This window comes from Arthrobacter sp. FW306-1B-G06A, from assembly GCF_058781765.1.
On the sequence record NZ_JBYSXB010000006.1, the window covers coordinates 102,851 to 116,742 of the forward strand.

15 protein-coding genes and 1 riboswitch are annotated in these 13,892 nt (G+C 65.2%); of the genes, 7 read left to right on the forward strand and 8 right to left on the reverse strand.

The genetic code is table 11. The annotated features are described in order from the left end of the window. Positions 1 to 13 precede the first annotated feature (13 nt). Positions 14 to 859, forward strand: coding sequence for a PHP domain-containing protein (locus tag AC3WJM_RS04930; protein WP_306964279.1), 846 nt, complete (start codon positions 14 to 16; stop codon positions 857 to 859). On the opposite strand, the gene AC3WJM_RS04935 is transcribed toward AC3WJM_RS04930, so the two are convergent. The 4 genes from AC3WJM_RS04935 to thiE form a co-directional block, all read right to left on the reverse strand. Beyond that, positions 856 to 1,719: a DNA-methyltransferase gene (locus AC3WJM_RS04935; protein WP_284991457.1), complete on the reverse strand. Its 864-nt coding sequence runs from the start codon at positions 1,717 to 1,719 to the stop codon at positions 856 to 858. The genes AC3WJM_RS04930 and AC3WJM_RS04935 overlap by 4 nt on opposite strands. A gap of 8 nt (positions 1,720 to 1,727) precedes the next feature. Continuing rightward, entirely contained in the window at positions 1,728 to 3,422 is a 1,695-nt protein-coding gene (locus AC3WJM_RS04940) for a DEAD/DEAH box helicase (RefSeq protein WP_307055287.1), read from the reverse strand. 288 nt (positions 3,423 to 3,710) lie between these two features. Continuing rightward, the gene (locus AC3WJM_RS04945; RefSeq protein ID WP_492271292.1) at positions 3,711 to 5,225 is read right to left on the reverse strand and encodes an RNB domain-containing ribonuclease; all 1,515 of its coding nucleotides are present in this window, start codon (positions 5,223 to 5,225) and stop codon (positions 3,711 to 3,713) included. A gap of 37 nt (positions 5,226 to 5,262) precedes the next feature. Then, a complete protein-coding gene (gene thiE, locus AC3WJM_RS04950; protein ID WP_492271293.1) occupies positions 5,263 to 5,952 on the reverse strand; it encodes a thiamine phosphate synthase in 690 nt (229 codons plus the stop codon). A gap of 26 nt (positions 5,953 to 5,978) precedes the next feature. Continuing rightward, positions 5,979 to 6,098, forward strand: a riboswitch (TPP riboswitch). Between thiE and thiO the strand changes: the two genes are divergently transcribed. The 4 genes from thiO to AC3WJM_RS04970 all read left to right on the forward strand — a co-directional run bounded on the left by thiO (position 6,090) and on the right by AC3WJM_RS04970 (position 8,832). Beyond that, entirely contained in the window at positions 6,090 to 7,394 is a 1,305-nt protein-coding gene (gene thiO / locus AC3WJM_RS04955; protein ID WP_492271294.1) for a glycine oxidase ThiO, read from the forward strand. It overlaps the preceding riboswitch by 9 nt. Then, a complete protein-coding gene (gene thiS / locus AC3WJM_RS04960) occupies positions 7,391 to 7,627 on the forward strand; it encodes a sulfur carrier protein ThiS (RefSeq protein WP_269992862.1) in 237 nt (78 codons plus the stop codon). The genes thiO and thiS overlap by 4 nt, the downstream gene beginning before the upstream one ends. A gap of 3 nt (positions 7,628 to 7,630) precedes the next feature. Continuing rightward, positions 7,631 to 8,437, forward strand: coding sequence for a thiazole synthase (locus AC3WJM_RS04965; RefSeq protein ID WP_284991470.1), 807 nt, complete (start codon positions 7,631 to 7,633; stop codon positions 8,435 to 8,437). A gap of 62 nt (positions 8,438 to 8,499) precedes the next feature. Further along, entirely contained in the window at positions 8,500 to 8,832 is a 333-nt protein-coding gene (locus tag AC3WJM_RS04970; RefSeq protein WP_492271295.1) for a 4a-hydroxytetrahydrobiopterin dehydratase, read from the forward strand. Between the two features lie 31 nt (positions 8,833 to 8,863). Here AC3WJM_RS04970 and AC3WJM_RS04975 read toward each other — a convergent pair whose 3' ends face one another. Genes AC3WJM_RS04975 through AC3WJM_RS04985 form a run of 3 tightly spaced genes read right to left on the reverse strand, consistent with a single transcriptional unit; the run spans position 8,864 to position 10,116 of the window. After that, positions 8,864 to 9,166, reverse strand: coding sequence for a hypothetical protein (locus AC3WJM_RS04975; protein ID WP_306964293.1), 303 nt, complete (start codon positions 9,164 to 9,166; stop codon positions 8,864 to 8,866). Between the two features lie 36 nt (positions 9,167 to 9,202). Continuing rightward, positions 9,203 to 9,427, reverse strand: a complete 225-nt coding sequence (locus AC3WJM_RS04980; RefSeq protein WP_059387503.1) for a DUF3107 domain-containing protein — start codon at positions 9,425 to 9,427, stop codon at positions 9,203 to 9,205. 50 nt (positions 9,428 to 9,477) lie between these two features. Continuing rightward, the gene (locus AC3WJM_RS04985; RefSeq protein WP_306964333.1) at positions 9,478 to 10,116 is read right to left on the reverse strand and encodes a TetR/AcrR family transcriptional regulator; all 639 of its coding nucleotides are present in this window, start codon (positions 10,114 to 10,116) and stop codon (positions 9,478 to 9,480) included. Between the two features lie 104 nt (positions 10,117 to 10,220). Here AC3WJM_RS04985 and moeB point away from each other — a divergent pair, with 104 nt between their 5' ends. Together moeB and AC3WJM_RS04995 are read left to right on the forward strand one after the other, a co-directional pair. Next, on the forward strand, positions 10,221 to 11,420 hold the full coding sequence (gene moeB / locus AC3WJM_RS04990) for a molybdopterin-synthase adenylyltransferase MoeB (protein WP_284991478.1): 1,200 nt from the start codon (positions 10,221 to 10,223) through the stop codon (positions 11,418 to 11,420). 34 nt (positions 11,421 to 11,454) lie between these two features. Continuing rightward, on the forward strand, positions 11,455 to 12,441 hold the full coding sequence (locus AC3WJM_RS04995; RefSeq protein WP_284991481.1) for an SDR family NAD(P)-dependent oxidoreductase: 987 nt from the start codon (positions 11,455 to 11,457) through the stop codon (positions 12,439 to 12,441). 16 nt (positions 12,442 to 12,457) lie between these two features. On the opposite strand, the gene AC3WJM_RS05000 is transcribed toward AC3WJM_RS04995, so the two are convergent. Further along, positions 12,458 to 13,783, reverse strand: coding sequence for a glutamyl-tRNA reductase (locus AC3WJM_RS05000; protein WP_307055300.1), 1,326 nt, complete (start codon positions 13,781 to 13,783; stop codon positions 12,458 to 12,460). Positions 13,784 to 13,892 lie beyond the last annotated feature (109 nt).

Here is a 13,892-nt window from a genome sequence, read left to right on the forward strand (position 1 = left end):
ATACGCTTGGAAAGTGAAGATCGACCTGCACGCGCACTCCAATGTTTCCGACGGGACCGAGGCTCCCGCGGGAGTGATCGCTTCAGCGTCTGCTGCGGGTCTGGACGTGGTGGCCCTGACCGACCACGACTCCACCGACGGATGGGAGCAGGCCTCCGTCGCGGCACTGGAATTCGGGGTGGCCTTTGTGCCGGGGATAGAGATCTCGTGCCGCACCCGGGAGGGGATCAGCGTCCATCTGCTCAGCTACCTCCACGATCCCGCGCACCCCGGCTTGCTTGAGGAGATCACCAAGGCGAAGGACGCGAGGCTCACCCGTGCCAAACGCATGGTCACGCTCCTGGCAGAGGACTACCCCCTGAGCTGGGACGATGTCATCCATCATGTGGCTCCGGGCGCCACCGTGGGCCGGCCCCACATTGCCGACGCCCTCGTCGCCGCCGGTGCGGTGGCGAGCCGCTCCGAAGCGTTCACTGCCATCCTGACCTCGCACTCGCGCTATTTCGTGCAGCACTACGCACCGGACCCGGCGCTCGCCGTCGAGCTCGTCCGCGCGGCGGGCGGTGTCCCCGTCTTCGCGCATCCGGTGGCCTCGGCCCGCGGCCGGGTGGTCGGGGAACGGACCTACCGGGAAATGATCGACGCCGGCCTCTTGGGGCTGGAAGTGGAGCACCGCGACAATCCTGAGGAAGGCCGCGTGTTCCTGCGGCGACTGGCTGCCGAACACGGTTTGTTCATGACCGGATCGTCCGACTACCACGGAACCGGCAAACCCAACCTGCTCGGGGAGAACCTGACGTCCCCCGACGTCCTGGCCCGCATCGAGGAGCTAGGCACGGGTAGTTCGGTAGTCCGCTAGACGGGGTAGAAGGTGGCCTTGCCGTCCAGGCGCTTGCGCATCACATCGATGGCCGGGGCGTTCTGGTCCACGCACACGAACCTGCGGTCGAGTTTCGCCGCGACTGAACCAAGCGTGCCGGAACCCGCGAAGAAGTCGAGGCACCAGTCTCCTGGCCGGCTCGATGCCGTGACGATCCGCCGGACCAGGCCTTCCGGCTTTTGCGTCGGGTAGCCGGTCTTTTCCTTGCCGGTCGGGGAAACGATGGTGTGCCACCAAACGTCCGTGGGAAGCTTCCCCAGTTCGCGTTTGGCCGGAGTCACGAGGCCCGGCGCCATGTACGGCTCGCGGTCGACCTCGGCGTTGTCGAAGTGGTACTTCGCGGGGTTCTTGACGTACACGAGGATGTTGTCGTGCTTGGTGGGCCAGCGGTTCTTGGCGCGTGCGCCGTAGTCGTAGGCCCAGATGATCTCGTTCAGGAAGCACTCCCGGCCGAAGATCGAGTCCAGCATGACCTTGGCATAGTGGACTTCGCGGTAGTCCAGATGCAGGTACAAAGTGCCGTCGTCGGCGAGTAGGCGCCAGGCCTCCACAAGCCGGGGTTCCAGGAAGGACCAGTAGTCGCTGAACGCGTCGTCGTAGCGGTGCAGGGCGCCCTTGATGGTGTCATACGAGCGTCCCTTGAAGCCGACGCGGTCGCCGTCGCCGTCGGCGTTGCGGACCATGCGCGTTTCCTGGCGGCTCTGGACCCGGCCCGTATTGAAGGGCGGGTCCACGTAAATCAGTGTGAAGGCGCCGTCCGGCAGCGTCGGGAGGAAATCCGCGTTGTCCGCGTGAACCACCAAGTTGCTGCCGTCCGGCGCCCAAACAGTGTCAGTCATTGAGGCCGTTAAGCCTCGGTGCTCTCGCCGGAGGCACCGGAAGCCGAGACCACTTCGCCGTTGCGGCGGCGGGTGCGGGAACGGCGTGCGCGGGCGGGCTTGTCCGAGCCCTCGCCGGACTGCGGCTCGGCAGACTGGGCCGTTGCCTGAGCGGGGGCTGCTTCGCCTTCAGACGTACGACGGCGGCGCGTGCGGTTGCGGCCGCCCTCACCGTCGCCGTCGCGGGCCGGAGTCTCAGCGGACTTGGGACCGCGGCGTGCACCGTCCCGGCCACTGTCACGGCCGGAGCGTCCACGACCGGAATCGCCGCCGGAACGGGAGTTCTTCTTGCCGGTCTCGCCCAGGTCCTCCAGGACCTCGGCGTCGACGCCCGCAAGGGTGCGCTGGTTGCGGGGCAGGCGGCCCTTGGTGCCTTCCGGAATATCCAGGTCGGCGAACAGGTGCGGGGACGAAGAATATGTCTCCACGGGCTCGGGAGAGCTCAGGCCCAGGGCCTTGTTGATGAGGGCCCAGCGGGGGACGTCGTCCCAATCGACGAACGTTACCGCGGTGCCCTTGTTGCCGGCACGGCCGGTGCGGCCAACGCGGTGCAAATAGATCTTTTCGTCTTCGACACACTGGTAGTTGATGACGTGCGTGACGTCGTCCACGTCGATGCCACGGGCGGCGACGTCCGTGGCAACCAGGACGTCGACCTTGTTGTTGCGGAAGGCGCGCAGGGCCTGCTCGCGGGCACCCTGGCCGAGGTCGCCGTGGATGGCCGCGGCAGCGAAGCCGCGATCGACGAGTTCCTCGGCTACCTTGGCGGCGGTGCGCTTGGTCTTGGTGAAGATGATGGTCCGGCCGCGGCCGCGGGACTGCAGGATGCGGGCGACAACCTCGATCTTGTCCATGCTGTGGGCACGGTAGATGAGCTGGCGGATGTCGCGCTTGGTCAGGCCTTCGTCATTCGGGTCTGCGGCACGGATGTGCGTGGGCTGCGTCATGTAGCGGCGGGCCATGGCAATGACCGGTCCGGGCATGGTGGCCGAGAAGAGAAGCGTCTGGCGGACGGCGGGAGTGCCGGCAATCAAAGTCTCGACGTCCGGAAGGAAGCCGAGGTCAAGCATCTCGTCCGCTTCGTCGAGGATGACCATGCGAACGTTCTTGAGGTTCAGGTGCTTCTGCTTGTAGAGGTCGATCAAACGGCCGGGCGTGCCGACGACAACCTCGACGCCCTTCTGCAGGGCTTCGATCTGGGGCTCGTAAGCGCGGCCGCCATAGATGGTGGCGATACGGGCGTTGCGCTTCCGGGATGCCGTCTGGAGGTCGTTGGCCACCTGGACCGCGAGTTCGCGGGTCGGAACAATCACGAGGGCCTGGGGTGCACCCGGGACAGCGAGCTTGTCGTGACCGGCGTCGCCCGGTCCGACGACGCGCTGCAGCGCAGGAATGCCGAAGCCGAGGGTCTTTCCGGTACCGGTCTTAGCCTGGCCGATGATGTCGTGACCGCCCAAGGCCACCGGGAGGGTCATGGCCTGAATGGGGAAGGGATGGGTGATTCCGGCGTCGGCGAGGGACTCGACGATGTCGGCGCGGACGTTGTAGTCGGCGAAGGACTTTTCTGCGATCTCGTGGGGTGTTTCGTCCGAGGAAATGGTTTCCTCGGGTTCGATCGTTTCGGTTCCGTCTGTCAGAACTTCATGGGTGTGCAATTCACTCACAGTGGAGTTTTCCTTATTCATTTGGGCTGCGCTGCGTGCTCAACGGTTGTGGCAGGGCCGTTCCGGAGCACGGACGGGCGCAAGCAAATCCAGTGGAAGCCGATCGCGGGCTATCTAAATACTGGCACTGGGGACCAGCTGGTGTATCTCAAGATCGCGTAGGGGCGGGCTTGTTGATGTCAAAAAATTAACTGAATCAACGACCGGGCATCCATTACTACTCACACAGTCTAGCGTCTGGGTGCAATAAACCCCGGATCGCGGCCGCGGTCCTGTGAACTGATTGCGCTACTGGAGCAGTTCGAAGGTGATTTGGCGGGTGGCAATGTCCGCGTCAAGCAGTTTCACGCGGACCTTCGTACCGGACTCCATTTCGCCATCGCAACGAGCGGTGACCGCCGGCTCGGCGATCTGGACGATGCCGGAGGGGCCGTGGGAGTTGCCGTTCCCATTCCCATTCCCGTTGTGGCCGTTGGTGCTGTTCCCGTTCCCGTTTCCGTTGTTCTTGGCAGGCTTCGATCCGGAAATCACCACGGCGTCGAATTCCTGTCCGACGTGGTTCACCAGGAGTGCGGCCTCCACCGTGTCCAAGGCGAGGCGCTCCATTTTGGCGGCAAGCTGGTCGGATGACGCCATGATCTCCGGCAGGCTCGGCAAAGCATCCCGGGCCCATGCAGGGATCTCCGTTCCATTGCTCAGTGCTTCGCAGATGACCAGGACAAAACGATCGACCAGCCGGCGCAACGGCGCAGTGGTGTGGGCATATGGTGCGCCGATGGCTGACTGCATGACGCTGCCCGGTACTTCGCCGTCGAAAGGCGTGTAGCCGGCGCCCCGGAAAAGCAGCCCCGCGGAATGGAGAATGGCCAATTGCCGGGGGTCTTTGCCGTCGAGGGTCCGCAGGTACTCGCCGTAGCTGGTCCCCTCGGTCCAAGGCCTGCCGAGCGCCCCGGCCTGCCGTTTGAAATGGAGCAGCGAGCGCTCATCGGGAGCGGGCATGGTGCGCAGGATTCCAACCTTGCCGTCTAGCATCAGCTGGGCCGCCGCCATCCCGGTCATGAGCGAAATCTGGGCGTTCCAGTCCTCGACGGGCAGCGAGGGAGCTGCGACGATCCTGTACCCCCCGCCGTCGGGCAGTTGGACGATTTCTTGTTCAGGCATGTTCAGGCTCGCTCCGCCGCGGCGGCGTTCGAGTTCCACCCGTTTGAGCCCGACCTCCTTGAGTAACTGCAGGACGGGATCAGCCGTCCCGGAATCGATCGCGGACTGGACGCCCTTGTAGTTGAGCTTGGCGCGGCTGCGTACGCTTGCCCGGCGAACTGAGACGGTGCGGAACTCTGCTTCGGCATCGAGTTCGAAGTCCCACACGAACGCTCCGCAGTCCTGGCCCGCCAGCAGGCTTCCGGCGTGCTCGCTGATGATCTCGGGGTGCAGCGGTATGCGGCCGTCCGGCGCATAGTACGTCTGTCCCCGGTGGCGGGTCTCGGCGTCGAGCGCTCCTCCCGGTGGCACAAAGGAGGGCACATCGGAGATGGCGTAGAGAACCCTGTAACTATTCCCGGACCGCTCAATGAAGAGGGCCTGGTCGAGATCCGTGGAAGAGGCCGGGTCGATCGTGATGAACGGAACGCCCGTGAGGTCCTGCGCCGGCAGCCTGTGTCCTGAAACCGCGGCCTCCGCGTCGCGCAGTGCTTCAGCGGGATAACCCGCGGGCAGCTCGAGTTCGGTCCGAAGCGCCGCCAGTGCTTCCGCGAGCTGGTTCGACGTTTCAGAGACGTTCGGGGCTATGCGCTGATGTGACACGAAAGTCAGGGTAACTCCAAAATCTCCCGGCGTCTCGCTAGGCCGCCGCTGCGTCCAGTGCGGCCAGGAGTGCCTGGGCTGCCGCCGTCGGATCCCCGGCCTCGGTGATGGCGCGGACCACAACAATGCGGCTGGCGCCGGCCCTCACTACGTCTTCCACGTTGCTGAGATCGATGCCGCCGATCGCAAACCAAGGAAGCACTACGCCGCCGACGGTCTCTTCGTCTGCCTGCTTCACCGCATCGGCAGCGTACTTCACCAGATCGAGCCCGACGGCGGAGCGTCCAGGCTTGGTGGGCGTGGCCCACACAGGCCCGACGCAGAAGTAGTCCAAGCCGCTCCGGCCAGGCGACGCGGCGACGGCTGCGTCAATCTGCTCCGGCGTGTGCGTGGAGAGGCCGATGATGGTGGGGTCGTGGAGCAGCTTCCGGGCCGAGTGCAGCGAAATGTCCTTTTGGCCGATATGGAACACCGGTGCGCCGGCGAGGGACGCTACGTCCGCGCGGTCGTTGACTGCCCAGAGGCGCCCGTGACGCTGCGCCACGGATTGCAGGATCTCCAGGAGTTCCAGTTCCTCGGCCGCTTCAATGGTCTTGTCGCGCAGCTGGATGATGTCCACGCCGCCTTCGAATGCGGCATCGACAAACTGCTCAAAATCACCCTGTTGCGTGCGGGCGTCGGTGCAGAGGTACAGGCGGGCGGTGGTGTGGACATCGTGCGGGGTCATGGAAACAGAGTAGTTCCTCTAAACTGGGCTGGTACCGCGGGAGCCGCGGCGGCAGTCACAATCGCCGCGCGGCTGAGAGGGCTTCAGCGCCGACCGCTTGACCTGATCCGGCTAGTACCGGCGTAGGGAAGGACTCCATGGACGAAGTAAACACCCAGCACGGGCCCCTGCGTGCAGACGTGGCGGTGATCGGGGGCGGCGTCATTGGCCTGGGCATTGCATGGGAAGCCCGAAGGTCGGGCCGCTCGGTTGCCCTGATCGATCCCGCGCCGGCCAGCGGCGCTACTTTCGCGGCGGCGGGGATGTTGGCACCAGTCAGTGAACTGCACTACCAGGAAGAGGACCTCCTGGAGCTCATGCTCGAATCGTCGGCGTTGTGGCCGGACTTCGAACACAATGTGACCGGCTCACGAACCGGACGCAGCACGGGTTACCGGACGACGCCGACCCTCGCCGTGGGTGCGGACGCAGCGGACCGCCGGGCGCTCGCCGATCTTCGGGACGTCCAGCTGGCCCATGGCCTGGTGGTGGAATCCGTGCCGTTGCGCGAAGCACGGGAGCGTGAGCCGCTCTTGAGCCCGCAGATTTCCTGTGCCTTCGACATCCCGGGCGACCACCAAGTGGATCCTCGCCGGCTTTCGGCCGCGATTCTAGGCGCTTTGGCAGACCACGAGCCCGGTAGCTCCAGTTGGATTCCGGGGGCCGAGGACGGTTTCGCGGTCCGGGACACTGCGGCGGGCCTCCTGTGGGAGGACGGGCGCGCCGTCGGGGCCGTGCTCGGCTCAGGCATCGAAGTGCTTGCCACGGAAACGGTGGTAGCCAACGGACTCGATGCCGCCCGCGTAAAAGGACTGCCGGATGGATTGTCGCTCCCGTTGCGTCCCGTCTACGGCGACATACTGCGGCTGCGCGTCCCGGCCCACCTGCAACCGCTGGTCACCGCCACGGTCCGTGGAATGGTGCGCGGAGTGCCCGTCTACATCGTTCCCCGCGATGACGGGACCGTGGTGATCGGCGCGACGCAACGTGAGGACGGATTGTCGTCGTCCGGGGGAGCGGCCAACCCGGTGTCAGCCGGCGGCGTCTACCAATTGCTCCGCGACGCCCAGGTATTGGTTCCGGCCGTTGCCGAGCTGGAACTCCTCGAAGCAACTGCCCGGGCCCGTCCGGGCACCCCGGACAACGCACCGCTGCTGGGCCGCGTCGAAGGTCGGGAAGGAACCGTGCCCGGCCTCATCGTGGCCAGCGGCTTCTTCCGCCATGGCGTGCTCCTCACTCCGGCAGCGGCGAAAATCTGCGTTGGACTCATGGATGGCACCGCCGATCCCCGGTGGAACAAATTCCGCCCGGACCGCTTCTCCCGCCCGCACTCAGCAGCAAGGGCTTCCGCAGACGGCCCATCGGCCGATACCTTAAATCCCCTTCTGAAGGACCACGCATGAACATCAAATTGAACGGCGCAGACCACACGCTGAGCGACGACGCTTCCGTCACCACCCTTGTCAGCCACATCACCGGACGCGTTGTGGATTCCAGCGGCCAAGCGGCCGACGGACGCAAGATCGGCGTCGCCGTCGCACGCAATTCCGAAGTGGTGCCGCGCAGCCAGTGGGCTGCTACCGCGCTCGCAGAGGGCGATGAACTCGAAATCGTTACCGCAGTACAGGGAGGCTGAACCATGACCACAGCAAGCACTCACGAAGCAGGCACCCGAACCGATGCCCTGGTGATCGACGGTGTTGAGTTCGGCTCGCGCCTCATCATGGGAACCGGCGGAGCTCCGAGCCTCGACGGCCTCGGGGCAGCCTTGCTGGCTTCCGGCACCGAACTCACTACCGTCGCCATGCGGCGGTACTCACCGACGGAAACCGGTTCGCTGTTCCAATTGCTCGTAGACCACGGCATCCGTGTCCTGCCCAACACCGCCGGCTGTTTTACCGCCAAGGATGCCGTCATGACAGCCGAGCTAGCCCGGGAGGCATTGGAAACGGATTGGGTGAAGCTCGAGGTCATCGCCGACGAACAGACGCTGCTGCCTGACGCCGTGGAGTTGGTGGATGCGACGGAGAAGCTGGTGGACCGCGGCTTCAAGGTCTTCGCCTACACCAACGACGACCCCGTACTTGCGCTTCGCCTGGAGAACCTCGGGGCAACTGCGGTGATGCCGTTGGGCGCGCCTATCGGCACCGGCCTGGGCATCCTGAATCCCCACAACATCGAGCTGATTGTGTCCCGCGCTTCGGTGCCGGTAGTGCTCGACGCCGGCATCGGCACCGCGTCCGACGCCGCACTGGCCATGGAGCTCGGCTGCGACGCCGTGCTGCTGGCCACCGCGGTGACCCGCGCGCAGAATCCGGTGCAGATGGGCGAGGCCTTCAAACACGCGGTCATCGCCGGTAGGCTGGCGAAGCAGGCGGGCCGCATCCCGCGCAGGGAACACGCCCTGGCCTCCTCGGCCATGGAAGGCCGGGCCGAGTTCCTCTAGCGGCCGACGCTGGCCGCTCCGGGGATTCCTGCGAAGATTCCGCGTCTGTGAAGGAGCCCCGAATGGCCGGCAAGGACGACATTCTTTCCAGGTCCGCTATTGACGACGCCCTGGCGGAGCTGCCGGACTGGCGGTATCGCCAGGGCGCCCTCGTCACCGCCTACAAGTGCCCGACGTCGGCTGCCGCACTCGAGTTGATTGCCGCCGTCGGGCGCATTGCCGAACAGCAGAACCACCACCCGGACCTGGACTGGCGCTACCACCGGGTGTTCATCCGCTACACGTCCCACGATGCCGGGAGCGAGGTAGCGCAGCGCGACGTCCGGGCGGCTAAGAGCGTCAGCGAAGCGGCCGCGGAAGCCGGGGCAGTTGCCAAACCGGAAGCCACGCCATGAGCCGGATCTGCAGCTAGAGCCGCAGCGCTGGTTAGAGCCTCAGCGCCGCGGTCAGCTGGGCGGTGTCGTGCCGCTTCCGATGGCGGCCCAGGAAGTGGGACGCCACGGCGGCCGCCACGGTCCCCAGAATGATGGGCAGGACCCACGGGATCCACGTCACGCCAGGCTGGTAGCCAAAGCCAAGTTGGATGAAGATCATCCAACTCAGCATGGCGACGGCGACCGAAACGCCGGCGGGCAGGGTGATTCCGTACGTTCCACGGTGTTTGTCAGTTCCCCAGACAATGAAGCCTGAAGCGATGGTGGCTAGCGCCACGATGACAAGTGAGAGCATGCGGACTCCTGGCTCGCTGGTGTTCTTGCCTGTTGCTTAGAGGGCGCCGAAGCCGACCCGGCGTACTTCTTCGGCGCCGATCTCCACGTATCCGAGGACATTGCCGGGAACGATGACCTGGCGGCCCTTTTCGTCGGTCAGGCGCAGGTCCGTGCCGTTGGCAATGGCCTCGCTCACGATCTTGGCAACAGCCTCGGCGTCGAGAGCGGACTCAAGCGCGATCTCACGGCCAACATTCTGAATGCCGATCTTTACTTCCACAGCGGGGCCTCCCAGCCAATCAAAAAAATACTCAGTCCTCTATTTGTAGTCTAGGACTCTTTCGGGAAGCGACTGATTCCGCGCCAAGCTAAACGGTAGATCAGGTCGCTGGCGACATCGAGGTCCAAATCGCCGTCGGTTTCGAGCCAATACCGCGCGCTGACCTGCGCCATTCCCGCCAGGCCCCGGCCCAGCAGCTGGGCCTCCAGCGGGGGCAGCTTGGTGTCTTCGGCGATGACCTTGGCGACGGCGTCGGCGAAGGTGCGGTTGAAAGTCTCCAGCCGGGAGCTGACGTCCGGGTCATTGATGAGATCGGATTCGAAGACGAGCCGGTGGGCTTGGTCATCGCCCGCGATGAAACGGTAGTAGGCGCGCATGACGGCCTGGACGCGCTCCTTGTTGTCCGACGTCGAATTCAGCGCCGTGAGCATCTGGTCCGTGAGCGTGGCCAGGTGGCTGTCGAGGAGGGCCATGTAGAGCTCCCGTTTCGACGGGAAGTGTTGGTACAGCACCGGCTTGCTGACATGGGCGGTCTCGGCGATTTCGTCCATCGCCGCACCGTGGAAGCCGTTGGCAACGAAAACTTCCAAGGCGGCATTCAAGAGCTGGGCCCGGCGCTCATCGCGTGGCAACCTGGCCGAACGGGGCGTACCGGTCCGATCTTGCCTGACCTGCGCCTCTTGTTTGATACGTGCACTCTCGGCCACTTGTCTGCCGCCTTTCCCCTTGCAGTTATGACCACAATACTGCGCAGTAATATGACCGGGCGGCACCTGCGGGGATACTTTGAAGTATGGCCACTACTTTTGCTGCCCAAACGTTGCCGTCTTCGCTGCCGCCACTCGTGGAACCGGCCGCGGGACTGACCACCGAAGAGGTGGAACGCTACTCGCGCCACCTCATTATTCCCGAAATCGGAGCGGCCGGTCAGCGTCGGCTCAAGAATGCCAAAGTCCTCGTGATCGGAGCCGGCGGACTGGGCTCTCCGGCGTTGCTCTACCTCGCCGCCGCCGGGGTGGGGACGCTCGGAATCGTGGACGACGACGACGTCGACCTCAGCAACCTGCAACGTCAGATCATCCACCGCGTGGGCGATGTGGGACGGCCGAAAATCGAATCGGCGCGTGACGCCATCAAGGAACTCAACCCGCTCGTCAGCGTGCAGCTGCACAACGTGCGCTTGGACTCCTCCAACGCTTTGGAGATTTTCTCGGGCTACGACCTCATCCTGGACGGCGCGGACAACTTCGCCACCCGGTACCTGGTCAACGATGCTGCCGCGATTCTCGGCAAACCGTACGTCTGGGGATCCATTTTCCGCTTCGACGGCCAGGTCAGTGTGTTCTGGGAGAAGCACGGACCCAGCTACCGCGATCTCTACCCGGAGGCCCCTCCCGCCGGCTCGGTCCCGTCCTGCGGCGAAGGCGGCGTGTTCGGCATGCTGTGCGCCGCTGTCGGCTCGCTCATGGTGACCGAGGCAGTCAAGCTGATCACCGGCGTCGGGCGCTCCATGCTGGGGCGCGTGGCGCTCTTCGACGCGCTCGGCGGCAGCTGGCGCGAAATCAAGGTTTCGAAAGACCCGGAGGCCGAGCCGATCACCGAATTGACCGATTATGAGGCTTTCTGTGGCATCACCCCTGCGCCCGCAAGCGACTCGGTTCCGACCGTCACGGCCACTGAACTTTCCGGAATGCTCGAAGCCCGCGCAGCGGGGGAACGCGACTTCGAACTGGTGGATGTCCGCGAGATCGGTGAACACGAGATTGTGAGCATCGACGGTTCGGTGCTCATCCCGCAGGGACGCATCCTGGCGGGAGAGGCCTGGACGGAACTCCCGCAGGACAAAGAGATCGTCTTCCACTGCAAGGGAGGTACCCGTTCCGCGGCTGTGCTCGCGGCTGCACAGCGTGCCGGCTACACACGCGTGAGCCACCTCGACGGCGGGATCCTGGCGTGGGTGCACGACGTCGAGCCAAACAAGCCGGTTTACTGACCCCACAACGCCCGTGAACACGAAAGGTCCCGATATGAGCGAGGAATCCATGACCACACCGCAATATCCCATCGGATCGGGCTTCGGCCATGGCTCCACGGCATCTGACGTTGTGGCGGGGTTGGACCTTCACGGTAAGACGGCAATTGTCACGGGCGGCTATTCCGGGCTCGGCCTGGAGACGGTGAGGGCGTTGTCCTCCGCTGGCGCCCGGGTCACGGTTCCCGCCCGGCGTCCCGAACATGCCAAGGAGGTCCTCGACGCGGCCGGCCTGGCGAAAGTGACCGTGGAGGGCCTGGATCTCTCCGATCAGCAAGCAGTGAAGGATTTTGCGGCACGCTTCCTGGAATCGAACCCAACGCTGGACATCCTGATCAACAACGCGGCGATCATGGCCAGCCCGGAACAACGTGTGGGTCCGGGCTGGGAATCGCAATTCGCCACCAACCACTTGGGCCATTTCACGCTTCTCAACACGTTGTGGCCCGCGTTGGCAGCTGCCGGCTCGGCCCGCGTCGTGTCCTTGTCCTCCACGGGGCACAAACTCTCGCCCATCCGTTTCGAGGACCTCAACTTCGAGAACGGCTACGACAAATGGAAGGCTTACGGCCAGGCGAAGACGGCCAACGCACTGTTCGCCGTCGAGCTTGACCGTCTGGGGCGCTCCTCCGGGGTGCGGGCCTTCGCGGTCCACCCCGGCGGCATCATGACCGAGCTCCAGCGCTACCTGCCCCGCGAAGAGATGGTCGCGGCGGGCTGGATGGACGACGCGGGCAACGTCAGGGAGGGTTTCAAGACTCCGGAGCAGGGAGCCGCCACGTCCACCTGGGCAGCCACGTCGCCGGCCCTGGCAGGCATGGGCGGGGTGTATTGCGAAGACTGCGACATTGCCAAGCCCACGGACCCGGCTTCGCCGCTCGCCCGGTACCAGGGAGTGGATGCGCACGCAGTGGACCCGGAAGCCGCAACGAAGCTGTGGGCCGTGTCTGCCGAAATGACGGGCGTCAACGCGTTCGCCTAGGGCGGGGTCGCGGAAGCTAGGCGCTTTCAGCCTGCTGAGGTGCTTGGCGGTGGTCCACGGGGCACTCTGCTGCGGGTGACGCAGCCGGCTGCTCCACCTGGATGCCATACAAGGCCTCGAGCGCGGCCACGTACTCGTCTTGCTGGCCGTTTGCGGCGAGTTCGCGTGCGCGGACCGTGGGGATGTGGAGCAATTGCTTGACCATGCGGCGGAGCGCGAACTCGACCTCTTCGGCCGCGGCGGTGCAGCCGTGCCGGGCCCGGACTTTCTCCATCTCGGCGTCGAGCACGTTCATGGTGTGTCGGCGCAGCGCCACAATGGCCGAATCGACGGACCGGGCTTCGCGCTCCTGCTCGAAGGCTTCTGCCGCGCCGGAAACAATGGTGCTCGCTTGTGCCAGCGACTCCGCTTGTTCCTGGGGCGCCGCGAGCCGCACCGATTCAAGCGTCAGGAGCTCGACGCCGTCGAGCTCGCCCACTGCGGGGTCGAAGTCGTGGGTGAGGGCGAGGTCGATCGCGATGAGGGTCTGGGTGGACAAAGCGCGGACCTTGGCGAGCTCTTCGGCCTCAACGCGGGTGTCCGATCCGCTGCAACCGATCATGACATCGGCGGCAGCGACGGCGGCAGGGAGGGTTTCGGCGTCGAGCGCGGTTCCGCCGCGGGTTGCCACGAAGGCCTCGGCACGGCCGGAAGACGAGTAGACCGAGACGTCGGTGCAGCCGCGATCGCGAAGCAGCGACATCGTGGCTCCGGCGTAGGCCCCGGTCCCGAAGACAACTACCTTCTTGGTGCTCCAGTCGGCATTCTCGGAGAGGTCGGTGGCGAGGTCCAGCGCAACTGAAACGATGGACAGGCCCCGCGAACCGAGTGCGGTCTGGGCTCCGACGTCCTTGGCCGTCTTGGAAGCGGCCTGGAACAAGCGGACCAGTCCGGAACTCGCGGTTCCTTCGTGCTGGGCAGTGATGAGGGCGCGACGCACCTGGCCGGCGATTTCGCGTTCGCCGACGACGGCGGAGTCCAGTCCGGCGCTGACGGCGAAGAGGTGCCTGCTGACCTCAGGGCCGGTGCGGGTGCTGAAGGCGCGCGAGACGAGTTGCTCGTTGAGTCCGCTCAGGCCGCTGATCTGCGAGACGAGCGCCGAGCGGGCCGCTTCGAGATTCTCTGCGTGCGGAGTTTCGCCGTAGATTTCGTAGCGGTTGCAGGTGGCCAGGACCACGGCGCCGGAGACAAGTTGGGAATCGGCCAAGGCGGACGAGGCAACCTCGGATGAACCGTTGCTCAACTGAGCGACGGTCTCAAGATCGATGTCGGCGTGTGTAGCCACCAATGAGAAAAGAACCACAGCAAAGCAATCATAGCTTTTTCGGCGCCATGTAGAACAACGCGGGTCAGTGGTTCTCCGCACTGCCGGGAGTGATGCCCGTCACCACGGATGGTGGGGGACAGGCTGT